Consider the following 23194-nt stretch of genomic DNA (forward strand, 5'->3'; position numbering starts at 1 on the left):
CGTGTCATGCTGCACGGACCCGACGGGAGGACGGCGATGACTGCTGGCGATGCCGTACAGGTCAGGCCGGCGCGACGGTCGCTGCGACCGCTGGTGTCCGGGGCGACGCTGGTCGCGGTCCTGGTGTTGCTGTTCGGCCTGCCGTGGTGGACGTTGACGGTGGCGGCGCGGTGGCCGGCGCCGGTGGTGGCGGCCGGCACGAGCGTGTTCGTCGTCGCGCTGGTCGCGTTGCCCGTTCTGATGTATCTCGGGCACGGCCGCCGGCGGCTGGACGCGGCGGCCCGCGCGGGGGACACCCTGCTCGGCCTGGTGTGGATCCTGTTCGTCTGGGCGCTGATCGGCAATGTGGCCCGGCTCCCGCTGGCCGCGGCGGGGGTCGCCGACCCGGTGCGGTCGCGATACGTGGCGGCCGGCGCGGCGGTCGTCTCGGTCGTCCTGGCCGTCTGGGGCTACGTCGAGGCGATGCGGGTGCCCCGGGTCCGGCGGGTGGACGTCACCATCGACCGGCTGGGAGCGGGTCTCGACGGCGTCCGGGTGGTGTTGCTGACCGACACCCACTACGGCCCGATCGACCGGGCCCGCTGGTCGGCCCGCACGGTCGAGGTGGTCAACGGCTTGGACCCGGACATCGTCTGCCACACGGGCGACATCGCTGACGGCACGGTCGACCAGCGTCGGGCGCAGGCGGCGCCGCTGGGTGCTGTGCAGGCGCGGCTGGCCCGGGTGTACGTGACGGGCAACCACGAGTACTACGGCCAGGCACAGGGCTGGGTCGACCACATGCGGACCCTCGGCTGGGAGCCCCTGCACAACCGGCATCTCGTGGTGGAGCGGGGTGGCGACCGGCTCGTCGTCGCCGGGGTGGACGACGTGACCGCCGCCTCGTCCGGCGTCGCCGGTCACCGCGCCGACCACGCGGCGGCGCTGGCCGGCGCCGACCCGCAGCTGCCCGTGCTGCTGCTGGCGCACCAGCCGAAGCAGATCGACGACGCGGTGGCGGCCGGCGCGGACCTGCAACTGTCCGGGCACACCCACGGTGGCCAGATGTGGCCGTTCCACTACCTGGTCCGACTCGACCAGCCGGTCGTGCAGGGGCTGAGCCGGCACGGCAGGACCCAGCTCTACACGAGCCGGGGGACCGGGTTCTGGGGTCCGCCGTTCCGGATCTTCGCGCCGAGCGAGATCACCCTGCTCACCCTCCGGGCGGGTTAGCGCGGACGGGCCGTCAACCACGGGGCCGGCCCGCCGGTTCAGCCGTCGTCCGTCCCGGTCACGCCGACGTTCACGGTCGGGAACGTGACCTGCACCCGCAGCCCGTCCTTCCCGGTGGAGGAGGCGGTGACGATGCCCTCGTGCGCCCGGGTGATCGAGCGGACGATCGCCAGCCCGAGCCCCGCGCCGCCGCTGTGGTCGATGCGTCTGCCGGTCCGGCGTCGGAACGGCTCGAACAGGGCGGCGACCTCGTCCGGGGGGACGTCGTCACCGGTGTTCTCGACGACGAGCGCCGGATCGGTGCCCACCCGCACCGTGAGGGTGCCGCCCCGCCGGTTGTACTTCAGGCCGTTCTGCACCAGGTTGACGACCAGCCGTTCCAGCAGCACCTGCTCACCGAGGACCAGCCGAGGGCTCAGCCGGCTGACGATCGTGACGCCGGCTTCCCCGGCCCGGCCGCGGTACGCGTCGAGCACCGTGGCGACTGTCCGGTCGAGCCGCAGCGGGGTGCGGGTCAGCAGGCCACGGTCGCTCTCGCTGAGCACCAGCAGCCCCTCGATCAGGCGCTCGTTGCGTTCGTTGGTCTCCAGCAGTTGCGCGGTGAGCAGCGTGAGCTGGTCCTCGTTGAGGGTGCGGGCCAGGCCGACCTCGATCAGGGTGCGCTGCACGGCGAGCGGGGTCCGCAGTTCGTGGGATGCGTCGGCGGCGAACCGGCGCTGGGCCTCGTACCCGACCGCGATCCGGTCCATCATCTCGTCGATGGTGCGGCCCAGCACGGCCAGCTCGTCGCGGCCGAGGCCGGGCCTGAGCCGGTGGCCCAGGTTCTGCGGCCCGACGTCGGCGATCACCGGGACGAGGTCCCGCAGCGGACGCAGGCACCAGCGTACGGCCGGGTAGGCGGCGGCCAGCAGGGCCAGCAGCACGACCGTCACGGCGATCACCAGGGGGATGCTCGGCCGCCGGAACACCTGGACGCAGAGGAACGGGGCGTCGTCGGCCGGGGCCCGCAACGCGGGGGTGGCGCACCAGGACGGGCCGAACTCCCGCCACAGCCCGAGCAGCAGGTCGGCGGCCGTCGGCACGAACGGGGCGACGAGCAGGAGCGCCGCGACGACCAGGAGCATCCGCCGGGCCGGTGAGGGCAGGTTCATGCCCCGAGCCGGTAGCCGACGCGGGGCACGGTGTGGATCACCGGCGGGTCCCCGAGCTTGCGGCGCAGCGTCATCACGGTGGTCCGTACCGTGTTGGTGAACGGGTCGGCGTGTTCGTCCCATGCCTGTTCCAGGAGGTCCTCGGCGCTGACCACCCGGCCGCTGGCGCGCATCAGCACGTGCAGGACGGCGTATTCCTTGGGGGACAGCGACAGCGGCATGCCGTCGCGGGTGGCCGTGTGCCGGGTGACGTCCAGCACGATGCCGTCCTGCTCCAGCACCGGGGGCAGCGCCGGGGCCGAGCGCCGGGACAGCGCCTGCAACCGGGCGACGAGCTCGGCGAAGGCGAACGGCTTGGTCAGGTAGTCGTCCGCGCCCAGGCCCAGGCCCTCGACGCGTTGCCGGATACCGGCGGCGGCGGTCAACAGCAGCACCCGGGTGCCGGTGTCGGAGCGGGCGATCCACCGGCACACGTCGTCGCCGGTCTGACCGGGCATGTCCCGGTCGAGGACGGCCACGTCGTATCGGTTGACGGCGAGTCGTTCCAGGGCGCTGTCGCCGTCGTAGACCACGTCGACGGCCATGGACAACCGGCGCAGCCCCTCGGCCACCATGTCGGCCAGCACCCGCTCGTCGTCGGCCATCAGCACCCGCACGCCGTCCCCTCTCCGTCGTTCCCCGTGCCCGGGGCCGCCCGCGAGGCTGGCACCCGCTGCATAAAGAACCGATAAGGATGCCGCTGACGCTGCCCGGACGGCCGGTACCTCAGCATCGGTGCGTTCCTGCTCCCCTGCGTTCAGGCTGGTGAACCCGTGCTCCGACTCGCCACACAGTGTGTCATGGCCGCCCTGACGGCCACGGCGGTTGCCGTCGTTCCCCTCGGGGCCCGGCCGGCGTCGGCGATCGCCCACGGTGAGGACGCGGCGGAGGGCGCGTACCGGTTCTCGGCCCGGCTGACCATGACGGGTCTGCCGGTGGCCGGTGGCGGCACCCGGGACAGTTGGTGCTCCGGCGCGCTGATCGCCCCGCGTTGGGTGATCACCGCCGGCCACTGCTTCCGTACCCCGGACGGCCGGCGGGTCAGCCGGGTGGTGGCGGAGCGGACCAGCGTCACGGTCGGGCGGGTGGACCTCGATGGCCGGGACGGTCACGAGGCCGACGTCGTCGCGGTCCGTCAGGCGGACGGCGTCGACGTGGCCCTCGTCGAACTCGACACCGCGGTCACCGGTGTGGTGCCGCTGCGCCTCGCCGACGTGCCGCCGGTGGCCGGCGAGGTCCTCCGGTTGACCGGGTACGGCCTGACCGCCGCCGACGCCGCCGCGCCGCCGCAGCGGCTCCGGACCGGCGAGTTCATCGTCGGCCGGGTAGGTGCCGACGTCATCGAGACGTCCGGCCGGCGGCCCCGGGCGGACACCAGTCCGTGTCCGCACGACTCCGGCGGTCCCTACTTCCGGGAGCCTGCGCACGGAACGCCCGTCCTGGTCGCCGTGGTCAGCACCGGCCCGGGATGCCCGCACCCGGGTCCCGACTTCAGCGCCCGCATCGACGTTCTCGGGGAGTGGATCGCCGACACGGTCGCCCCGTCCCCGGGGCCGGCCCGGTGGCTGCCGGCCGGCGTCGGCGCGGGGGTGGCGCTGCTGGCGGTGGCCCTGGTGTGGCGTCGCCGCCGCGCGGGTGGCCGCCGCCGACCGTCGATCGCGCAGGTCGGGGCCGACGCGGGGTCGACCTGCGCTGGCCGGCGAACATGACGGCGGCTCCGACACCTGCCGGAGGCGACGTGCCGCCGAGCTGAGCCCGACGCCGGGAGCCCGGGGGCAGGGGCCGGCCCGACCGGCGTCGCGGCCCCCTGCCCTGGTCGCCCGGGCAGGTCGCGGTGACCGACTGCCGGAGCTCGGCAGCGCCCGGCTCATGACGAGTTCGTGACCCGCAGGCCCTTACCCGGGCGGCTTCCGTCGTCGTTGAGCGAGGCCAGCAGGCGCAGGCCGTCCTCGGCGGGGCTCGCCGACGGCGCCGACAGGACTATCAGTTCCAGGCCCGACCCGTCCGGCAGGGCGAAGTTCTCCTGGTGCAGTTCCAGCAGTCCGACCAGCGGATGCCGGTAGGCCTTGCGTCCGTGTGTGCGGGCGCGCACGTCCGCCCGGGCCCAGAGCCGGCGGAAGCGCTCGCTGCCCATGGACAGTTCGCCGATGAGCGAGGCCAGGTGGGGATCATCGGGGTGTTTTCCGGCGGCCAGGCGAAGGTGCCCGACCACGTCGAGGGTGCATGTCTCCCAGTCCGCGTAGAGGCCACGCTCGGCTTCCTCCAGGAAGATGTGCCGGGCGGTGTTCAAGCCCGTGGTGCTTCGCCCGTAGAGGAGTCCGGCGAGGCGGTTGCCGGCGACCACGTCCATCCGATGGTCCAAGATCAGGGCAGGGGCGTCGATGATCAGATCGAGTACGCGCAGCAGCTCCGCCCGTGGGCGGCTGCTGGGCGACCTGGTGCGACGGCGGGGTTGCCGGGCGAGCCGGTGCAGGTGACCGCGTGCGGTCTCGTCGAGTCCGAGGACGCGGGCGAGCGCGTCGAGGACCTGTTCCGATGGTTGGGTGGCGCGGCCCTGTTCCAGGCGTACGTAGTAGTCGACGCTGACCCCGGACAGATGGGCGACCTCTTCGCGCCGCAGCCCCTCGACGCGGCGTCGGCTGTCGGTCGGGATGCCGGCGGCGGACGGGTCGACCCGGGAGCGCCGGGTGCGCAGGAAGCCCGCGAGATCGTCCATGGCCTCCAGTATCGCTCCGGCGACACGGGTGCGGGTGGTCCTGCCATTACCAGGAAGTCCCGACCGACGGAACTCGGGCCCCTGAACGGCGGAGTCCCGGCCGTCGAGCATCGGTGGCGACACACGTCGTCGAAGGGACCAGCCATGAAGACGCTCATCGTGTACGCCCATCCGGAGCCGCGTTCGCTGAACGGCTCGCTGAAGGATCTCGCGGTGTCCACGCTCAGGGACGCCGGTCACGAGGTGCGGGTGAGTGACCTGTACGCGATGAACTGGAAAGCCGTCGTGGACGCAGCCGACTTCGGCGGTTACGCCACGAGCCCGCTGCGGGTGATACCGAGTTCGGGCGGGGCGTACGACGCCGGGGCACTCACCCCCGACGTGACGGGCGAGCAGGAGAAGCTGCTCTGGGCCGACACGGTGATCTTCCAGTTCCCCATGTGGTGGTACACGATGCCCGCCATCCTCAAGGGCTGGGTGGACCGGGTGTTCTCCTTCCACTTCGCGTACGGCGTGGGGGTGCACGACGAGACCCGCTACGGCGAGCGTTTCGGCGAGGGAACGCTGCGCGGGCGGCGGGCGGTCCTCTCGGTGACCGTTGGCGGCCCGCAGTCGCACTACACCGATCGCGGGATCAACGGCCCCATCGAGGATCTGCTGTTCCCGATCCACCACGGGATCCTCTACTACCCGGGCCTGGAGGTGCTGCCGCCATTCGTGTTGTACGGCGCCGAAGGGATGTCCGAAGGCGCATTCGCGGACGCCGCGAAAAGGTGGAAGGAACGGCTGCTGACGCTGGAGACAACCGCGCCCATCGCGTTCCGGCGGCAGAACTCCGGTGACTACGAGATCCCGTCACTGCGGCTGAAGGAGGGCCTGGAGGCTCGTGGCCGCAGGGGCTTCAGCCTGCACGTGCGAGATTAGTGCTCCAGCCACGGCGCAACAAAAAGGGCAAGGAGCCGCATCCCCCCTGCCATAACTAACATATACCGCACCGGGGGGCTTGCCGCAAGGCCCGGGGGTGCGCGCAGAATCGCTGTCCGTAACGGGAATCCGCGTGGAGATGGGGGTTTGCGACATGCGGGTATTGCTGTCGACGTTCGGTGGCCGTGGCGACGTCGAGCCGCTGGTCGGGCTGGCGATCGCGCTGCGGGGGGCGGGCGCGGGCGTGCGGGTGTGCGCCCCGCCGGACTGCGCCGAGCGGCTGGACCAGTTCGGGGTGGAGTTGGTGCCGATCGGCCAGTCGGTTCGCGAGATGGTGCACGGGCCGGCCCCGACCACGGTGCCGGACGTGCCGCGTAAGGCCGCCGAGCTGATGGCCGAGCAGTTCGCCGAGCTCCCAGCGGCCGCTGAGGGCTGCGACGTCATGGTGGCGACGGGCCTGTTCCCGGTCACGGCGAGCGTGCAGTCGGTGGCGGAGCGGCTGGGCATCCGCTATGTCTACGCCGCGTACTGTCCGATCTTCCTGCCGTCGCCGGCCCACCGCCCGCAGTCGGCGCCGACCCGGCCGCTGCCGCCGGATGTCACGGACTGGAAGGAGCTCGACGCGCTGGCGATCGAGGGCTACCACGCGGTCTTCGGCACCGCCCTCAACCGTGAACGGGCGGCGATCGGCCTGCCTCCGGTCGACAACGTCCGCGACCACGTCTTCACCGCGGGCCCGTGGCTGGCCGCGGACCCGACCCTGGCACCGTGGCCAGCCGACGCCGCGAACCCCGTCGACGTGGTGCAGACCGGTGCCTGGATGGTCCCCGACGCGCGTCCGCTCGACCCCGGTCTGAGGGCATTCCTCGACGCCGGCGACCCGCCCGTGTACGTCGGCTTCGGCAGCATGCCCGCACCGCGGCACGCCGCGGAGGTCGCCGTGGCCGCGATCCGGGCCGATGGCCGTCGCGCCGTCATCTCCCGGGGCTGGGCTGGCCTGACCCCGTCCGCCGGCGCGGACGATGTCCGCGTGGTCGCCGAAGTCAACCACCGGGCGCTGTTCCGGCGCTGCGCCGCCGTCGTGCACCATGGCGGCGCCGGCACCACGACGACGGCCGCGTTGGCGGGCGTACCCCAGGTGCTGGTTCCGCAGATGGCCGATCAGCCGTACTTCGCCGCCCGCGTCGCTGCCCTCGGCATCGGCGCCGCCCACTCCGGCCCGTCTCCGACGGTCGAGTCCCTGGCAGCCGCGCTCGGGCAGGCCCTGTCGCCCGAGACCCGGTCCCGCGCCGCCGCGACGGCCGCCACCATCCGCCCGGACGGCGCCGAGGTGGCCGCAAACCTCATCCTCGGCCTCTGACGCCCGCGCCGGTCCACACCGCTTCTTCCCAGGAGAGCGCGCACCCGGCTCTGTCGGCTCCGCCTGGACAACGCCCCCGTGGTTCCGGCTGCCCCAACCGTCGCCAGCCCGGGGGAGTGTCACTCGCGGGCCGGCCGAGGAATAGTGCGGAGTTTCTGGACCGCGAGAACTGACGGATGTGCATGTGACGACTCCCGGTGCGACCATCACCCTATGGGGCGAATGCAGCACGCAGCGCGGCTGGCGGGTCTGGTGACGGTTGCGGTGGTCGCCGGGTGCACTGACGGCAGGCCGTCCACCACTCCGGCGGGCGACCCGACAGCGTCCCCCGCCACGTCGACAGCGCCCCCGACTACGGCGGCAACGGCGGTCGCGGATGCCGGCTATCCGGCGTGCGAAGCCGCGTTGAAGATCAAAGCCGATCCGGGCCGCTTCGATGTCGGCGACATCATCGACGCGGCGTACCTCGGTGCCCGCTCGACGAACACCGAGTTCGCCCGGGAGGCGCGGGTGGTCGGTGACTTCACCACCGCGGCGGACCTGGCCCTCAGGTCGGGAGACCCGGCCGACCAGATCCGCGCCAGGATACGCGGTTACCTCGACGGGCTGGTCGAGGACTGCCGCACGTTCGGCTACCTTCGCCGCTAGGGGCGGATCAGCGCAGGAACGGCTGGAGCCGGTCGTAGATCTTCCGGTGGGAGAAGAACGTCTGCTGCATCTGCTGGCCCGCTGAGCGGAACAGGGCCACGTCGTTGGCGTCGACCGCCTGCCGGCACGTCACGGCCGCTCTCGCCGAGTCGTCGAGGTATGCGGTCCAGTCCCGCCATGCCTCGCCGTCGGGGACGGGGAAGTAGGCGCGTGCTGCCGCCACGTCGCGTTCGATGTCCAGGCACAGCGGGCGCACTCGGTCGACGACGTCCCGGTAGGTCAGCGGTGGCGTGGTCACCAGGACGGTGAAGGTGTTCTGCTTGCCGGAGATGTCGTCGAGGAGCCGCTGACCTCCGTACTTCAGCCACGCCAGCACCCGCAGTCGGTGAATCGTCGGCGAGGAGGCGACCGGGAGGTCCGCCGCGGTGAGTGCGATGCCCCCGGCGGTCGGCGAGGACACCCGCACCGCCGGTTTCCAGGAGGCCGCGCCGAGGACGACGACCGTGACCGCGACGACAGACACCACGAGGCGCGGGCGAGGCATGGTGGACTGGGCGGGCGGCTCCGGTCGTTCGCGACGGCCCGCAAGGACGAGCAAGGCTGCGGCGACCAGGAAGATTCCCGGCCCGAGGAGCTCCGGGGTGTTGCCGGTGACGTACGACCACCCGCCCCCCGGTCGCCAGCCGCACGAGTCGGTCAGCACGTCGAAGGGCCCCCAGCAGCCGTCCGCGGATTCCAGGACGAACGACGCCAGCTGACCTGACAGCATGGTGATGCCGGCGGTCGCCAGCCCAGTCGGCAGTCGATACCGGCTGCTGCGGGCACCCGCCGTTCCGCCCGCCACGGCTGCGGCGGCGGTGAGGACGGCCACCGTCCACGTGGAGTCGTGCAGAAGGAGGGCCGCCGGCCGGCCAGGGCCCGGTGCGACCGCGTCGTGCAGGAGCAGCCGCACCACGGCCAGCGCCGCCACGGCCAGCAGCCCTCCACAGGCCGCGCAGGTGACGATCCGGCGCAGAGGCAACCCTTTACCGGTACGGGACAGAGCGGTCGTCAGGGGCAGCAGCCAGAGCAGCGCGCCCGCCAGCAGCAGGCCGTGGGCACCCGGCAGCACGCTCTGGTCGGTGCCGAGCCGGCCGAGCACCCAGTTGGTCGCAGCGGTGAGAGCCAGCGGGCCGGAGTTCGCGTCGAGCAGCCCGGGCAACTGCGTGTCGTACAGCCGGAGCACACCCTGGGGGTCGACGATCGGCCGTCCCTGGACCCACCACTGCCCTTCTGACTGCCACCACGCGAACCACGTCCCGAACACGAGTCCGGTCGCGGTCAGGGTGAGCAGCACGGCCGGGCGGCTGCGGCGACCGCGTCGCGTGTGTGCCCACAGGTCGACGTGTTCGGCCGTCCACCACATGATCACGACACCGATGAGCAGCAGCACCAGCAGGAACTGCGGGCGCTCGGGCAGCCACCCGTCGGTGACACGATCCAGCGCCAGCTCACCTGTCACCAGCCCGGCGCCGAACCAGAATCCGGTACGGACCGCCGGCGCGCGGGGACGAGAGGCGGCCGGCGTGTGGACTGCAGACTGCCACAGCATCGCCCCGACGACCGCGGTGGCCAGTGCGGCGCCGAGCGCGCTGGCAGCGGTGGTGACCGGCTCGATGCCCACCCGCTGGGTGATGGCCTGCGACGATCGCGCGGTGCCGACGACGATCAGCACGGTCACTCCGGTAAGGAACACCGGCAGGCGCGGCACGGCGAACACCCGCGTGGGATCGCTCAGGGCCAGCTGCCGCTGTGTCCCGTCGGGATGCGTACGCCACGGCCCGCTGATCCAGCGCAGCAGGCGGGCGGCGGGCTGCCGGGGCGGGCGCGCGTCACGGTGCCACGCCTGCGGGTCGGCGCCCGACTGCACGGCACCGAGATCAGCGTGCAGCTCCCGGACGCGCAACACCTCGGCGCGGGCCAGGTACACGAGCACGACGAGGAAGCCGGTCGCGAACAGATCCTGAAGGCTGCTCCGGTGGTTCTGCGCGGCGAAGAGCGACGGCGCGGCTGGCCGCAGGTAGGCGATCGACAGCAGCACCCCGGCCGGCAGGACGACGAGAAAGACGCGCCACAGGGCCACGGTGGCGTAGGTGATGTCGACGTCGCGGTTGCGCAGATGGGCGAGTTCGTGCAGCACGACGGCACGGAACCCGAGCGGATCCTCGACCCGGCGCACGAGGAGACCGCCGTGGAGACACACCGTGTACCGGCCCCATCGACCGAACACCACCGCGCCCGGGGTGCGGGCCGCCGGATCGACGACGAACCGCGGCGGACGGGTCAGGCCGGCCACACCCACCAGCCCGTGTACGAGCTCCCGCAGCTCACCGGACGGGTCGATCCGTTCGTCCAGCTCCACGACCCGGCCCGGTCGTGATCGCCACAGCGGAAGCACGAAGTGCAGAACGGCCGCCGCGACGACCAGCAGACCCATCTCGACGACCAACGGCCACCCGGGATCACGCTGCCCGGGAAGGTCGAGGCAGGTCTCCAGGGCCTCCCTGACGCCTGGGCGCTGCAGCGCCTGCTGGTTGGCCACGGGATCGCCGGCCGGGTCCTCCCCCGCAGCGAGATAGCACCCGATCCCGCCGAGCAGGTCGTGGGAGGGCGCGTAGAACAGCACCGCATTGACCCGCTCGAAGAGCCGCACCGCCGTGACGAGCACCAGGGCGGACAGCAGCAGGAACCGCGGGGTCGTGCCCGCGCCGAACCCCCGACCGGCGGCGGGGATCGTGGGCGTCGTCATTCCGCAGCGGCGGGCCGCTCGTCCTCGACCGGGGTGACAGGGATCAGCAGACGCACCGCCAGCTGGTCGGCGAGCGCCTCAGCTCGTTCCGGCGACAATCCAGACGTCGCGGCCAGCTCCAGCACCCGCTGTCGGATGTCGGCCACCTGATGCACTGTCAGCTCGGGCACGGCCAGCGGCTCCGGCCGCCTGCGCGACGCCCGGCGGAACAGCTTCCGCACGCTGTGCGGGAACCCGTCGACCGCGCGGTCGGCGGTCTTGCGGACGCTCTGATCCAACGCGATCCACAGCACCGGCGTGACGAGGTAGACCGCGTCCTCCAACCCGAAGCCGAGCGGCTCGCGGCGCGCGCCACCCCGGCCAAGACGGCTGACTGCGGTCTCGTCGTCGAACTGCCGGAGCGCGTCGACGACCGGCAACTCCTCGGGCGCGACGTCGGCGATGACCGCGCGGACCACGTCCCGCACGGTGACGTCCGAGGATGCCCGTTCCGGCGTTCCTGCAGTGTTCATGCGTCCCCCGGCCCGACAGTGTGGAGCGGTCACGGACCCCACATGCGCATTCACCGTAATCCGTCGATGCTAGCCGCCCGGCCGTGCCTGGCGCCCGGCCGCAACGGACAGGCACCGGCGTGCGACGTGGCTGTTCACGTGCGGAGGCAAGGGTGTCGGCGTCCGAGGGGCGCTCGGGCCGGCGACGAGTCATCCTGCTGATGACAAAGTCATCCCGAATCGTTGACGACGTCATCTCAACTGCTTACGCTAACTGTGTTGACGCTGTCATCTCGCGGTGCCGAGGACCTCGGTCTGCGACGGTCGACAGCCGCACGTACGCCATGGGTGTCATGCAATCGTCGAGGAGTATCGATGAAAGTCTTTCTCACGGGTGGATCGGGCTTCGCCGGAGGAGCAATCCTCCGGCGGCTGGTCAACGACGGGCACACGGTGCACGCGCTCGCGCGGTCCGCGGCCGCCGCGGACGCGATCACATCGGCCGGCGGGCTCCCGGTCAGCGGTGACCTGTCGGACCTGGCCAGGTCCGGCGGCGGGCCTGCCTGGCTACAGATTCTCGGCGAGGTCGACGCCGTGGTGCACTCGGCAGCCTTCATGGTCTTCTGGGGACCCGACCAGGTCTTCGTCGACCGCAACCTGCTGCCGACCCGCGCCCTCTACCGGGCCGCCGTGGCCGCACGGGTCAAGCGATTCGTCCTGGTGTCCGCGGCCAGTGTCTCCACCGGCACCAATCGCGACCACACCGTCGACGAGGACTCCGACACGGGCAAGGCGAACATCGCCTACAGCCGCGTGAAGCTCCGCACCGAGCAGGAACTGCTTGCGCTGCCGCACGGGAACACGTCCCTGGTCGTCATCCGGCCGCCGTTCCTGTGGGGCCAGGGCATGACCCACACCTTGCAGGGATTCATCGACTCCGTCGAAGCCGGCCGATTCTCCTGGATCGACGGAGGGCGGCACCTGGTCGACTTCTGCCACGTCGACAACCTCGCCCACATCATCACGCTGGCACTCGACCGTGGAGATCACGGCTTGATCTGCTACGTCACCGACGGCAGTCCTCGCCCCGCCCGCGACTTCTTCACCCCGCTGCTGGCCACCCGCGGGATCGACGTCAGCGCGGCCAACAGCGTTCCCCGGGCAGTCGCCTCACCCCTGGCCACGCTCATGCAGACCGCCGCCAAAGCGCGTCGCAGCGCCACCGCGCCACCGCTGACCCCCTGGATCATCTCGTTCATGGGCCGCGACCGCGTCTACGACATCAGCCGCGCACGACTTCGACTGGGCTACCAGCCGGCGATCACCGTGGAAGAAGGACTCCGGCAGATGACGCAATCCTCCAACGCTGGGCCGCTGAACCCCGCGCCCTCACCACCCGGTTAGCGGAAGGAACCTTCATGAAGCAGTTCACAGTGTGAACGAAACCTGGGCCACCACATCGAGTCGCTGGCCGAACAGCTGTAGCGACCCGAGGGGCGGGTAGCCACAGCCCTTCGCCCACGGTCGGCAAAGGCGTCCCCACCTGGCCATAGGATGAGCGGATGATCCGGGCTGAAACCGCCGCCGCGACACGCCAGGCCCTGCTCGAGGCGGCGGCCGAGCTGCTCGACCACGGCGGCCTCGAAGCCGTGACCCTCCGTGCCGTCGGAGCGCGGGCAGGGGTCACCCGTGGAGCACCCTACCGGCACTTCCCGGACAAGGAACACCTCATGATCGCGGTCGGCAGCCATGCCTGGGACGAACTCGGTCAACGAATCGGTGCCATCCACCGAGACCCCGGCCGCACACCGGCCGCAAAGCTGCGGGCCCTCCTCGCCGCCTTCATCGACCTCGCCCGCCGACAACCCCATCTCTACCGCCTGATGTTCAGTAGCCCCGCCAGCGATCCCACCGCGCTCGCCCGGGCTGCCCAGCCCACGCAGGACGAATCCCTGCAAGTGGTCGCCGCCGTGACCGGCGAACGCCACGCCCGCCGATACGCCGCCCTGCTCCTCGCCAGTGCCGCCGGCATCGCCGGCATGGAACTCACCGGCCAGCTCGAAGGCGACAAATGGCACACCACCGCCGAAGAGCTGATCGACACCCTCGTCACCATGGTCGCCGCTCAAACCCACGAGAACGCCACGGAAGCGGCGGGCAGCTCCTGACACGTTCCCGAGCCTTCTCCAAGCTGACCTTGCAGGTCGGAAGGGGCGCGGCGGGCCCGGAGACCGATGGCCGGCCGGCCCCCGCGGCATGGCACCGAACTCCTGCCGATCACAGATACTGGCCGATCGCGGACGGTTGGTCCTGGCTGCCGAAGTTCGTCGGCAGGTCCTCCACCACCAGCTTCCGAACGACCTCCGCCGGCGCGTCGGCCAGCTCGATGATCCGTGCCGCCTGCTTGGCGACGGTCGCCTCCAGCAGGTTGCGCACCGTGCGGCCGTTGCCGAACGACGACCCCGGGGAAAGACGGGCGAGCGTCATACGGACCCGGTCCGGTACGCCGTCGGCGAGTTGGTAGCCGGCGTCGTGGGCGAGGACGGTGAAGATCTGCACCAGCGCGTCGAGGTCGTAGTCGGGGAACTCAAGGACCTTAGGGAACCGGGATGCCAGACCACTGTTCGCCTCGAGGAACCGCCGCATCTCGACCTCGTAGCCGGCTGCGATCACCACCAGGTCGTCCCGATGGTCCTCCATCAGCTTGAGCAGCGTGGCGATGGCCTCGTGACCGTAGTCCCGCGGCGAGTCGGACATCGACAGCGAGTACGCCTCGTCGATGAAGAGCACGCCACCGAGTGCCCGTTCGAACGCCGCGTGGACGCGCGGGCCGGTCTGCCCGATGTACTGGCCGATCAGGTCCGCCCTGGTCACCTCGACCAGATGACCGGAACCGAGCAGCCCGAGGTCGGCGTAGATCCGGGCGATCAACCGGGCCACCGTGGTCTTCGCGGTGCCCGGATTTCCGACGAACACCATGTGCCGGGATCCTCGGCTCACCGCGAGCCCGGCCCGGGTCCGCAGGCTCTCCGCCCGGGCCTCCGCGACCAGCAGGCGTACCTGCGCCTTGACGTCGGGTAGCCCGATGAGCCTGTCCAGCTCCGCCATCGGGTCGCCCTTGTGGGCGGGCGCGAGCACGAGGGACGCCGGTGCCGTGATGTCCTCCACCAACAGCTCTGCCAACTGCCCGACCGTGGGTGCGGCCGACCGGCTGACCCGCATCGCCTGGTGCGACGCGGACTCGTCGACGAGGTTACGGACCATCCAGGCGTTGTCGAAGCCGGCGGCGCGCGGCATCCGCGTGACGAGACTCCGGACCCGGTCGAGCACGCCGTCGGCGGGCACGAACCCGGACGCCCTGGCCTCCCGCTCGAAGAGTCGCACCAACTCGTCGTCGGTGAAGTCGACGAAGTTGAAGGTGTTCGGAAACCGCGCCGCCAGGCCGACTTCACTGGACAGGAACTCCGCGACGTCCTTGGGCTGCCCGGCGATGACGACCACCAGGTCCTCGCGGTGCTCCTCGATCAACCTGGTCAGCGTCGCGGTGGCCTCGCGCACGGCTGGGTTCTCCTGGACCGCCCGGCCGACGTTGATCATCAGGATGCCGCCGAGCGCGTTGCGGACAGCCGCGGTCACCTTGGCGCCGTTGAGCAGTTCCGCCCTGGCCACCTCGACCAGGTGGCCGGAGGCCAGCACGCCGTACGCGGCATAGACCCGGCCGATGATCGTGGCGATGGTGGTCTTCCCGGTGCCCGGGTTGCCGGCGAACACCATGTGCCGTCGGTTGCGGGCCGGTGGCAGACCGGACTCGCGGCGTAGCGCCTCGACCCTGGCCTCCGCCCGGAGCCGGACGACGCGTTGCTTGACCGGGGACATCCCGATCATGTCGTCGAGGACGCCCATGGCGTCCTGCGCGGAGTGCCCGCTCGGGGCGCCTCCGGGCCGGGCCGGTCGGGGCGGGGCGGTCGTGGGCTGCGCCGGTCCCGGAGTGTCGGCGAGGGCGGACACCAGCGGGTTGATGACGGCGGGCCGTGGCTGGCCGAGCATGCGCAGGCTACGCAGGTATCTCAGGCAGAAGAAGAGCCCGCTCTGCACGTCCCGGTGCGGGCCCGGCCAGCCGTTCAGCGCGGTGGCACAGCTCCACTCCAGGCCCACCCAGATGCGTGCGGTCTCCGCCTCGCCCGCGATGATCGCGTGGTCCAGCCACGCGAACACCGTCCTGTACCAGACGTCGTAGTCGAAGCTGGGCTTGAGCATGTCGTACGCGCGGACGACGGCGTGGAAACCGTCCTGGCCCAGCCCGGTCGTGGCGATGACGGCGGGCACCGGTTTGCCGAGCTTCAGCAGCATGGCGGCGACCAACTCGTCGAAACTGCCGACCTCGGCACCCACCGTGTCCACCAGGCGCTGGTGGGCGGCCCGGAGGCCGGTCATGGTCCAGGACAGGTAGTCGGCCGGTCCGGCGTAGTCGGGTAGGGCGGCCCGCTCCGCGTCACCGAGCAGGGCCGATCCCCACTGGGCGGCGAGCTGCCGCCGCGACCCCGTCCGGTGCTGTTCCAGCAGCGCCGGGTCCTCGGCTGTCCGGGCGTACAATGTGGCCAGGGTGTGTCCACGCTCGGCGAACGGTGGCGCCTCGACGAGTATTTCGAGACAGTCGCGGTAGTAGCGGATGATGCGGTCCCGGCGCGCCGGGCTGTCGGAGTCCGCGAAGAGGCGCCCCGGTGGGACCGGCATGACCTGGGTCTGCCAGGTCGCCTCCGGATCCGTCGTCGGAGACAGGGGCGCCGTCAGGTGGTCGGCCACCAGGAGGTCACCGAGCCGCCACAGCGGGCCCGACACGCTGGTGGACGCGCCGAGCGCGCCCTGCGCCAGCCACTTCACCTCCTCGACCGCCATCGACGTGCCGGGCCTGAGTCGTGCCGCCCGGGCGGGCAGATCGGTGAGCCCTTCCCGGGCGGCGACGGCCATCAGCCGGGCACGGGTGTCCTCGAGCCACCCCGCGGGCGGCACCCATGGCCTGGTCGGCCCGAACACGTTGAGGTGCGGCGATCCGGTCAGCAGGGGCACCAGGTGGTCAGGCAGATCGATCCGGCCACTGGCGGGCCGCGCGGCGACCGGGGCGGCACTGCCCGGGGGCCTGGTGGTCATGCCTGAACTCTAGGTCTGACCACCGACACTTTTCCGGGTCCGGATCCGACCACCTCAGGCCGGCCCGCTGGAGCGGAAAGCAGTAGATGATCTTCGACAGGTGCGGGGTGGGTGCCTGTCAGCGGATGCGAGCGTCGCAGGCCAGCCAGCGAACGCAGCGCCGCCGGATCCGCACGCCATCGCCGCTGGAGAAGCGGACAACCGGCGTGATGAGGGCGGGCAGCGAGGCACCCAGGTGGTTGCGTAGCGTCGTCGAGCAGCCCGAGGCGGGCGATCACCTCAGCCGTGCGGAAGATGCGTTGCCGGCCCCTCCCAGCCACTCGGACAGGACACGGGTCTTGCCGATGCCAGGGTCGCCCTGCATCAGCACCGTGCCGGCGGTGCCGCCGGTCACCACCGGTCCAGCGCGGGTCTGCCAGGGCGGGAAGTCGCTCGGTAGGTACCGCCACGCGCAGCCGGTACGCGCCACGTACAGGATGCCGTCGACGATCGCCCGACGAGGTGCCTTCCGGTCTGCCCATCCACTGCGGCGACGGCAGCGCGGTACCGGGTATCCGATCATCATGCCGTCCCCAGCGCCGGATCCCCTCTTGTCGCAAGGGACCTGGCCACGGACAGCCAGGCGTGGGTGGCCATCGCGAGGTGACGTGGGCGTACCAGGCCCGCCAGTCACGTACCTGGTACTCGTCGAGGCCGGCTTCGTTCTTGGCCCGCTGGAAGCACTCCTCGATCGCCCACCTCGCCCCGGCGACACGGGCGAGGGTGACCAGCCGTGGCCCGTGCGCTTCGGCGCCGGCACCACGCCGAGCAGGCGGAGCAGGCGGAGCAGCAATCAACTCCTCCGCGCGGGCGCGCGGTCAGGGTCGGCGGGCGGATGGGACAGGTCCGCGAGGCGGATCGGCCTGACCGGACGGGGCGGGAAGGCGAAGGGTGAACACGGCTCCCGTCCCGGTGGTGCCGGAGACCTCCGCGGTGCCGCCGTGCGCTTCGGCGATCTTGCGGACGATGGCGAGCCCGAGGCCGCTGCCGCCCGTCCGCCGGCTGCGGGACTTCTCGGCCCGCCAGAACCGTTCGAAGACCAGGTCACGGTGTTCCACCGGGATGCCCGGCCCGGTGTCGGCCACGGCGATCTCGGCGTACGCCGCCTGGCGACGGGCGGAGAGGGTGACCCTGCCGTCGGCGGGGGTGTGCCGGATCGCGTTGGTGACCAGGTTGCCGACGGCCTGCCGGAGCCGGATCGGGTCGGCGTCGAGCGTGCCGGGCGCGGCCTCGACGGTCAGCGCGACCCCGGCGGCCTCGGCGGCGGGGGCGAAGGCGTCCGCGACCTCCCGGAGCAGTTCGGCCACCTCGACCGGTCTCCGGCGCAGCTTCAGCTCGCCCGCGTCAGCTGCGGCGAGGTCCTGAAGGTCGTCGATGACGTGCTGGAGCAGCAGCGCCTCGTCCAGCAGCGAGCTGACCAGGTCCACGTCCAGCTCGACCACCCCGTCCTCGGCCGCCTCCAACCAGCCGCGGATGTTCGTCACCGGCGTGCGCATCTCGTGGGCGATGTCGCCGACCATGTCACGGCGCAGCTGCTCGACCCGGCTCCGCTGCTCGGCCATCTCGTTGAACGCGGTGCCGAGCCGGGCGATCTCGTCGCGCCCGACGACCCGGACCCGTGCCGTGGTGTCGCCGTTGCGCATCCGCCCGGCCGCGGCGGTCAACGCGTGCAGCGGCCGGACCAGGCGCAGTCCCACCAGCACGGTGACGCCGACCGCGACGAGCAGCACCAGCCCGGCCACCCCGAAGATCCGCAGCCGGTTGGCCGGGGTGAGGTCGAAGGCCCCGACCGGCGTCGGCGCGCCCGGGTCGGTGACGAACAGCAGCACGGGCGGCGCGACGTGCGCGGCGAGCTGGGCGCGCCGGGCGTCGAGGACGCAGCCGTCGACGTCGGCGCGCTGTTCGGAGGTGACCGCGCCGGCCCCGACCGGGGTCCACCGCCCACCGAGGCCGATCCGCACCGCCGGCGCCCGCTGGCGGCCCAGGCAGGTGTCGACCAGGTCGTCGAGCTGATCCAGCGCTCTCCGCTCGGTGGCGGTGGGCGCGGCCAGCGCGTCGAGCTCCTCCGCGCACCCGGTGTCGCCGGTGACGGCGACGCCTCGGGACTCGATGCGGGGCCGACCGCCGGGGTCGACGACGAGCTCCGCGTCGCCGTACGCCGGCGGAGACGTCTCCGCCACGATCATCGGGACCGGGGTGGTGAGCCCGACCGGGCCGCGCAGACAGTCCCGGGCCCGCTCGGCCAGCCTGCGCAGCGCGGCTCGTTCGGCGTCCGGCAGCAGGTACGGGCCGGTGGCCCGGATGTCGATGCCGTCGCGTCCCGCCGTCGCGGCCAGGTCGGTGTCGACATCGAGCGGGTCGACGGTGGCGGAGGCCCGCTGCGGCAGGGTCCCCTCGCCGGAGGCGGCGATCGGGGTGCGGTCACGGCCGGTCAGGACGACCCGTCGCTCGGTGGCCGCCGCGAGGGACCGCACCAGGGGCAGCACGTCCGCCCAGTCCCGGTGGGTCGCGGCGTGCCCGAGCAGGGCGTCGTAGATCCGCGCGTCGTCGGCGAGCGCCCGGCCGCGTTCCTGTTGAAGCGCCCTGGTCGTGTCACGCACGGCGAGCCAGGCGGTCGCCGAGATCGAGAGTACGGAGATCACCACGCTGAGGGCGAGCAGCCGGACCAGGAGGCTGCCGCGCCCAGGCCGCTCAGCCATCGGCGAGCTTGTATCCAATGCCGTACACGGTGAGCAGCCGTTCCGGGCGGCGGGGATTCGCCTCGATCTTCCGGCGCAGGTTCATCACGTGCACGTCGACCGTGCGGGCCGTGATGTACGAGTCGAGCCCGTGCAGCCGGCGGAGCAGCTGGTCGCGGCTGAACACCCTGCCCGGTTCCGCCGTGAACGCGCTCAACAGGGCGAACTCGCCCGGCGTGCACGACACCGGGGCACCCGCGACGGTGACCTCGTGGCGTACCGGGTCGAGGAGGAGGTCGCCCACCCGCAGCGCCGTCGCGACGGGCCGCGCGGCCACGGACCGGGTCCGGCGGAGCAGGGTGCGCACCCTTGCCGCGAGTTCCCGCGGGCTGTACGGCTTCGTCAGGTAGTCGTCGGCGCCCAGGTCCAGGCCCAGCAGCAGGTCGTCCTCGGCGCCCCGGGCGGTGACCATCAGCACCGGCACCTCCGAGTCGCGACGCAGGATGCGGCACACGTCGAGCCCGTCGACGCGCGGCATCATGACGTCCAGCACCAGCAGGTCCGGCGGGCAGTGGCGGATCTCGTCCAGCGCGGCCCGACCGTCATGGACCACCGACACCCGGTGGCCCTCGTGCTCCAGGTATCGCCGGAGCAGCTCGGCCTGCTTGGGGTCGTCCTCGGCGACCAGCACGTTCGCACTCACGGTGGAGAGTCTACGAGGCACCCGAGCAGCGAAAACAGGTCGAAAACGGGACCGCCACCGGATCACAACAGGTCTCTGACAAGTGACCGTCAGGCTCTGCGGCCATGGCACGAACACTCGTCTCGCTTCCGAACCCCGCCCCCGCCGGCCCGCCGCCGGACCGGGGCGGCGGAATCCCGGTCCCTGTCAAGGAGAAGAAGTCGGCACTGTTGAAGGGTCTGGTCGCGGTGGCTCTGGTCGCGGCCGGCCTCGTGCCCGCGTCACCCGCCCAGGCGAAGGACCGCAACTATCCGGTCAGGTCGCTGGACTACACCCTCGGCGACACCGCCTTCACGGTCCCCGGTTTCCACACCGACGGCCCGGACTCGCCCCTGGCACCGATCGAGTTGACCGGCAACGTGCACTACCCGGTCACCGGCAGGGGACCGTTCCCGCTGGTGGTGCTCTCCCACGGCTACTGGTCCACGTGCGCGGACCAGGCCGCCGAGGACGAGGCGAAGCGCATCGAGGCGGAGTCGCCGGACGACTACTACGAGGATCCGCGCTGGGTGGCTGCCACCGGCCGGCTCTCGCAGTGGCCCTGCGCGCCCGGCGTCGCGGCGCTGCCCAGCTACCGGGGCTACGACTACCTCGCCCGGGAGCTCGCCGCCCAGGGCATGGTCGTCATCTCGATCAGCGCGAACGGAATCAACGCCGGCCAGATCGGCACCGAGTCCGACAACGCGCGCGCGAAGCTCATCAACAAGCACCTCGCGCTCTGGACCGAACTGGCCCGTACGGGCCGGGGCGCCCTGGCCGGCCACTTCAGCGGCCCGACCCCGAAGCTCACCGGCAAGATCGACTTTTCCCGCACCGGGACGCTCGGCCACTCACGGGGCGGCCGGGCGGTCGCCTGGCACGCCGCCGACGTCCACCGCGCCGACCTTCCGGCGGGCGTGCGGGTGGCCGGCGTCCTCGCCCTCGCCGCTGCCAATCCGGGCGCGGCCACCAACCCGGGTTCCCCGGATGCCAAGTTCTACCGGGTGACCTCGGCGCCCCTCGCGGTCTGGGTGGGCGGCTGCGACAGCGAGCAGGGCCTCGACTACGCGAAACTGGCAACCGGGCACACCCGCAAGCCGATCTACACCTGGCACGTCCGCGGCGCCAACCACAACTTCCTCAACACCCAGTGGTCTCCCGAGAGCGGGCAGGTCGGCGCGGTCGACGACCAGGGCTTCGCCCCGGCGCCGGGCTGGTGCGGCACCCCGATCATCCCGGACTGGGATCCGGACAGCGGCACCCCGGAGCCGCCGATCGAGTGGACGCACGTGACCCGCAAACTGACCGAGACCGAACAGCGCCAGGTCAGCACCGGGTACGTCACCGCGTTCTTCCGTTCCGCGCTGCTGGGCGACCGGCAGGCCGACAAGGTCATCAGCGGTCGCGTCGACCCGTACGCCTCTTTCACGGTGGTCGACGCAGAGAAAATCGTCCCCCAGCGTCGCTGAGGATCGAGGTAGCCGGCACGGCCGGTGAAGCCCGACTCGTCGAGTCGGGGAGGAGCTAGCTCCCCGCGCATGCGAGGGGTCATCGCTTTCACGACCAACCGCCGCGACCCGACGGGTCCTGCCCGGCCGATGTGACCGCAACCCATCTGGGGCGTGGTCACATCGGCCGGTCTGTTGTTTGCGTCGGGACAGGGTCTGCCAGAACGCGATCGACCCCGACCACCGCGGCTACCGCGCGGCTGGGCCTGGCGGCGTACAGGTCCGATTGCAGAGTTAGGTACGGCTGCCAGCGCACACGCGCCGATCTCGACCTACGCACGGCGAATGGCCGCTCGACTTCGCGGCGATCAAGATCGGGGACGTTGCGTGACGGGTGTTGCTGAGCCGTCTGCTCCTCGACGTGCGGATCTGTCGATGACAGCGCGTCGTGGCCCGCGTACGTTGACGCCGTGGCGACTTTGTGGACCCTGGGATGCGATGCCGACGATCCTCACCGGATCGCCGCCTTCTGGGCACTAGCCCTCGGCTATGTCAAGGAACCCGGTTTCGACGAGCCGGACAACGCCTCCATCGTCGATCCCGATGGCCGGGGCCCTGCCATCGGCTTCCTGAAGGTGCCCGAGGGAAAGTCCGGCAAGAACCGTATGCATATCGATATCCGGGTGGCCGGTCCAGGCCCCTGGGACATGGTCGAGCGCGCCCGACTAATCCGGCAGAAAGTGCCCGACCTGGTCGCCGCCGGCGCGACGGTGGTCCGCGAGGAGTGGTACGGCGACGTCCTCGGGCATGTCGTCATGCAGGACCCCGAGGGCAACGAGTTCTGCGTAGCTTGACGCCACGGCCAGCGTCGGGATGAGGATCGGTTCCTGGCGCGCCAGTCCACGCCGAGTTCGACCTTGGAGACCCGCACGCCGTCGGTGACGGCCAGCCGGGCGAAGGTGTCGTACTGGCGCTCAGTCTCGACGGTCAGGCCGTCATCTCGGTAGGCGTGCACGACGGCGGTGACGGCGGCGGTGAACTCGTCGCGGCGGTCCCAGGCGGTGAACAGGTCGATGTCCTCGCTGGGCCGCTCAAGCAGCCCGGCGGCCTGGACCGCGTAACCGCCGGCCAGCGCGAAGCCGTATCGATCGGCCGCGCCGAGCCCGGTACGGGCGAGTCGTTCGTGGAAGGGGTCCACCGCTATGCCGCGTCGCTGCGGGTGGCGGCGAGTTCGGGGAAGCATTCCTCCCAGCGCTGGCGGAGCTGGGGTGGCAGCCAGAGGGTGGGCCAGAGTCGCCGGAGGAGGTCGGCGTCGAGCCAGGTGTTCAGGTCCTCGACGGTGCTGGCTTCGGTGAGTACCACCTTGTACATGCTGGCCAGGCGTGTGGGCCGGTTCAGGTCGTATTCGGCGTGCCCGGACCAGTCGAGGTGACGCGGAAGCGTCACCGTGCCCGCGGTCGGGCCGCGCAGTGCGGCCAGGGTCTCGGCCACGATGTAGGGCTTCCGGTCGCCGTAGGGCTGGTAGTCCGCTGGCGGCTGGGGTGACGGTCTGCGCCGGCTGAGGTTGGTCGCCCGCCGGACTTCGGGTCGGAGCGCCTGACGGATCGTCTCCCGGCTGTATCCGGTGGCCCGCTGCAGGTCCACCGGCCGCCAGCCGGCGGCGTGGAACGCCCGTAGCTGCTCGTCGCGTTCGGTCAACGCAGCCGCGCGCGTCGCCTCGTACCGGGAGACAACCGCGTGTAGCTCATCCTCGGAGAACCGGCCCATGCCCGTAGCCTACTACGCTAGGCCAAGCGCGCTTGGCGGTCTAGACATATCCCATAGCCGGAGG

The 23194-nt window shown here is 71.7% G+C and carries 18 protein-coding genes and 3 pseudogenes; 9 read left to right on the forward strand and 12 right to left on the reverse strand.

Annotation, left to right across the window (positions count from 1 at the left end):
* Positions 1–36 precede the first annotated feature (36 nt).
* Positions 37–1212, forward strand: a complete 1176-nt coding sequence (locus O7633_RS22600; protein ID WP_278131488.1) for a metallophosphoesterase — start codon at positions 37–39, stop codon at positions 1210–1212.
* A 38-nt stretch (positions 1213–1250) separates the two neighbouring features.
* Here O7633_RS22600 and O7633_RS22605 read toward each other — a convergent pair whose 3' ends face one another.
* Positions 1251–2363 carry an ATP-binding protein gene (locus O7633_RS22605; protein WP_282323835.1) on the reverse strand — a complete coding sequence of 371 codons (1113 nt, stop codon included), beginning with the start codon at positions 2361–2363 and terminating at the stop codon, positions 1251–1253.
* A complete protein-coding gene (locus tag O7633_RS22610) occupies positions 2360–3019 on the reverse strand; it encodes a response regulator transcription factor (RefSeq protein ID WP_278131491.1) in 660 nt (219 codons plus the stop codon). Before O7633_RS22610 ends, O7633_RS22605 begins: the two co-directional genes overlap by 4 nt.
* A gap of 183 nt (positions 3020–3202) precedes the next feature.
* Here O7633_RS22610 and O7633_RS22615 point away from each other — a divergent pair, with 183 nt between their 5' ends.
* Complete coding sequence (locus O7633_RS22615) at positions 3203–4111, forward strand: trypsin-like serine protease (protein WP_282323836.1); 909 nt, start codon at positions 3203–3205, stop codon at positions 4109–4111.
* Positions 4112–4269: 158 nt separating this feature from the next.
* On the opposite strand, the gene O7633_RS22620 is transcribed toward O7633_RS22615, so the two are convergent.
* Complete coding sequence (locus O7633_RS22620) at positions 4270–5118, reverse strand: helix-turn-helix transcriptional regulator (protein WP_278131495.1); 849 nt, start codon at positions 5116–5118, stop codon at positions 4270–4272.
* A gap of 144 nt (positions 5119–5262) precedes the next feature.
* Between O7633_RS22620 and O7633_RS22625 the strand changes: the two genes are divergently transcribed.
* The 3 genes from O7633_RS22625 to O7633_RS22635 all read left to right on the forward strand — a co-directional run bounded on the left by O7633_RS22625 (position 5263) and on the right by O7633_RS22635 (position 8050).
* The gene (locus O7633_RS22625) at positions 5263–6042 is read left to right on the forward strand and encodes an NAD(P)H-dependent oxidoreductase (RefSeq protein ID WP_278131497.1); all 780 of its coding nucleotides are present in this window, start codon (positions 5263–5265) and stop codon (positions 6040–6042) included.
* Positions 6043–6196: 154 nt separating this feature from the next.
* Positions 6197–7402, forward strand: coding sequence for a glycosyltransferase (locus O7633_RS22630; RefSeq protein ID WP_282323837.1), 1206 nt, complete (start codon positions 6197–6199; stop codon positions 7400–7402).
* Between the two features lie 222 nt (positions 7403–7624).
* Positions 7625–8050, forward strand: coding sequence for a hypothetical protein (locus O7633_RS22635; protein ID WP_282323838.1), 426 nt, complete (start codon positions 7625–7627; stop codon positions 8048–8050).
* 7 nt (positions 8051–8057) lie between these two features.
* Here O7633_RS22635 and O7633_RS22640 read toward each other — a convergent pair whose 3' ends face one another.
* Complete coding sequence (locus O7633_RS22640) at positions 8058–10838, reverse strand: M48 family metalloprotease (protein WP_282323839.1); 2781 nt, start codon at positions 10836–10838, stop codon at positions 8058–8060.
* The gene (locus O7633_RS22645; protein ID WP_282323840.1) at positions 10835–11296 is read right to left on the reverse strand and encodes a hypothetical protein; all 462 of its coding nucleotides are present in this window, start codon (positions 11294–11296) and stop codon (positions 10835–10837) included. Before O7633_RS22645 ends, O7633_RS22640 begins: the two co-directional genes overlap by 4 nt.
* A gap of 408 nt (positions 11297–11704) precedes the next feature.
* Between O7633_RS22645 and O7633_RS22650 the strand changes: the two genes are divergently transcribed.
* Together O7633_RS22650 and O7633_RS22655 are read left to right on the forward strand one after the other, a co-directional pair.
* Complete coding sequence (locus O7633_RS22650) at positions 11705–12733, forward strand: NAD(P)-dependent oxidoreductase (protein WP_282323841.1); 1029 nt, start codon at positions 11705–11707, stop codon at positions 12731–12733.
* A gap of 158 nt (positions 12734–12891) precedes the next feature.
* Positions 12892–13497, forward strand: a complete 606-nt coding sequence (locus tag O7633_RS22655) for a TetR/AcrR family transcriptional regulator (RefSeq protein WP_282323842.1) — start codon at positions 12892–12894, stop codon at positions 13495–13497.
* Positions 13498–13606: 109 nt separating this feature from the next.
* On the opposite strand, the gene O7633_RS22660 is transcribed toward O7633_RS22655, so the two are convergent.
* From O7633_RS22660 to O7633_RS22680, 5 genes and pseudogenes are all read right to left on the reverse strand, one after another.
* The gene (locus O7633_RS22660) at positions 13607–16477 is read right to left on the reverse strand and encodes an AAA family ATPase (RefSeq protein WP_282323843.1); all 2871 of its coding nucleotides are present in this window, start codon (positions 16475–16477) and stop codon (positions 13607–13609) included.
* A gap of 409 nt (positions 16478–16886) precedes the next feature.
* Positions 16887–16979: pseudogene (locus O7633_RS22665) on the reverse strand (transposase); the annotation flags it as partial.
* 59 nt (positions 16980–17038) lie between these two features.
* Positions 17039–17238: pseudogene (locus O7633_RS22670) on the reverse strand (IS701 family transposase); the annotation flags it as partial.
* A gap of 96 nt (positions 17239–17334) precedes the next feature.
* On the reverse strand, positions 17335–19215 hold the full coding sequence (locus tag O7633_RS22675; RefSeq protein WP_282323844.1) for an ATP-binding protein: 1881 nt from the start codon (positions 19213–19215) through the stop codon (positions 17335–17337).
* Positions 19208–19897, reverse strand: a complete 690-nt coding sequence (locus tag O7633_RS22680; protein ID WP_282323845.1) for a response regulator transcription factor — start codon at positions 19895–19897, stop codon at positions 19208–19210. Before O7633_RS22680 ends, O7633_RS22675 begins: the two co-directional genes overlap by 8 nt.
* A gap of 104 nt (positions 19898–20001) precedes the next feature.
* Between O7633_RS22680 and O7633_RS22685 the strand changes: the two genes are divergently transcribed.
* Complete coding sequence (locus O7633_RS22685; protein WP_282323846.1) at positions 20002–21384, forward strand: hypothetical protein; 1383 nt, start codon at positions 20002–20004, stop codon at positions 21382–21384.
* 449 nt (positions 21385–21833) lie between these two features.
* Positions 21834–22217, forward strand: a complete 384-nt coding sequence (locus O7633_RS22690; protein WP_282323847.1) for a VOC family protein — start codon at positions 21834–21836, stop codon at positions 22215–22217.
* 35 nt (positions 22218–22252) lie between these two features.
* Here O7633_RS22690 and O7633_RS33170 read toward each other — a convergent pair.
* Both O7633_RS33170 and O7633_RS22700 read right to left on the reverse strand, forming a co-directional pair.
* Positions 22253–22561: pseudogene (locus O7633_RS33170) on the reverse strand (nucleotidyl transferase AbiEii/AbiGii toxin family protein); the annotation flags it as partial.
* A 2-nt stretch (positions 22562–22563) separates the two neighbouring features.
* Positions 22564–23130 carry a hypothetical protein gene (locus O7633_RS22700; protein ID WP_282323848.1) on the reverse strand — a complete coding sequence of 189 codons (567 nt, stop codon included), beginning with the start codon at positions 23128–23130 and terminating at the stop codon, positions 22564–22566.
* Between the last annotated feature and the right edge of the window lie 64 nt (positions 23131–23194).

It is taken from the genome of Micromonospora sp. WMMD712, from assembly GCF_029581295.1.
Lineage (GTDB): Bacteria > Actinomycetota > Actinomycetes > Mycobacteriales > Micromonosporaceae > Micromonospora > Micromonospora carbonacea.

Bases quoted from the DNA above. Each gene is read 5' to 3' on its own strand.
- O7633_RS22600 (WP_278131488.1), top strand. From the start codon at position 37: ATGACTGCTGGCGATGCCGTACAGGTCAGGCCGGCGCGACGGTCGCTG.
- O7633_RS22605 (WP_282323835.1), bottom strand. From the start codon at position 2,363: ATGAACCTGCCCTCACCGGCCCGGCGGATGCTCCTGGTCGTCGCGGCG.
- O7633_RS22615 (WP_282323836.1), top strand. From the start codon at position 3,203: ATGGCCGCCCTGACGGCCACGGCGGTTGCCGTCGTTCCCCTCGGGGCC.
- O7633_RS22620 (WP_278131495.1), bottom strand. From the start codon at position 5,118: ATGGACGATCTCGCGGGCTTCCTGCGCACCCGGCGCTCCCGGGTCGAC.
- O7633_RS22625 (WP_278131497.1), top strand. From the start codon at position 5,263: ATGAAGACGCTCATCGTGTACGCCCATCCGGAGCCGCGTTCGCTGAAC.
- O7633_RS22630 (WP_282323837.1), top strand. From the start codon at position 6,197: ATGCGGGTATTGCTGTCGACGTTCGGTGGCCGTGGCGACGTCGAGCCG.
- O7633_RS22635 (WP_282323838.1), top strand. From the start codon at position 7,625: ATGCAGCACGCAGCGCGGCTGGCGGGTCTGGTGACGGTTGCGGTGGTC.
- O7633_RS22640 (WP_282323839.1), bottom strand. From the start codon at position 10,838: ATGACGACGCCCACGATCCCCGCCGCCGGTCGGGGGTTCGGCGCGGGC.
- O7633_RS22650 (WP_282323841.1), top strand. From the start codon at position 11,705: ATGAAAGTCTTTCTCACGGGTGGATCGGGCTTCGCCGGAGGAGCAATC.
- O7633_RS22655 (WP_282323842.1), top strand. From the start codon at position 12,892: ATGATCCGGGCTGAAACCGCCGCCGCGACACGCCAGGCCCTGCTCGAG.
- O7633_RS22660 (WP_282323843.1), bottom strand. From the start codon at position 16,477: ATGACCACCAGGCCCCCGGGCAGTGCCGCCCCGGTCGCCGCGCGGCCC.
- O7633_RS22675 (WP_282323844.1), bottom strand. From the start codon at position 19,215: ATGGCTGAGCGGCCTGGGCGCGGCAGCCTCCTGGTCCGGCTGCTCGCC.
- O7633_RS22685 (WP_282323846.1), top strand. From the start codon at position 20,002: ATGGCACGAACACTCGTCTCGCTTCCGAACCCCGCCCCCGCCGGCCCG.
- O7633_RS22700 (WP_282323848.1), bottom strand. From the start codon at position 23,130: ATGGGCCGGTTCTCCGAGGATGAGCTACACGCGGTTGTCTCCCGGTAC.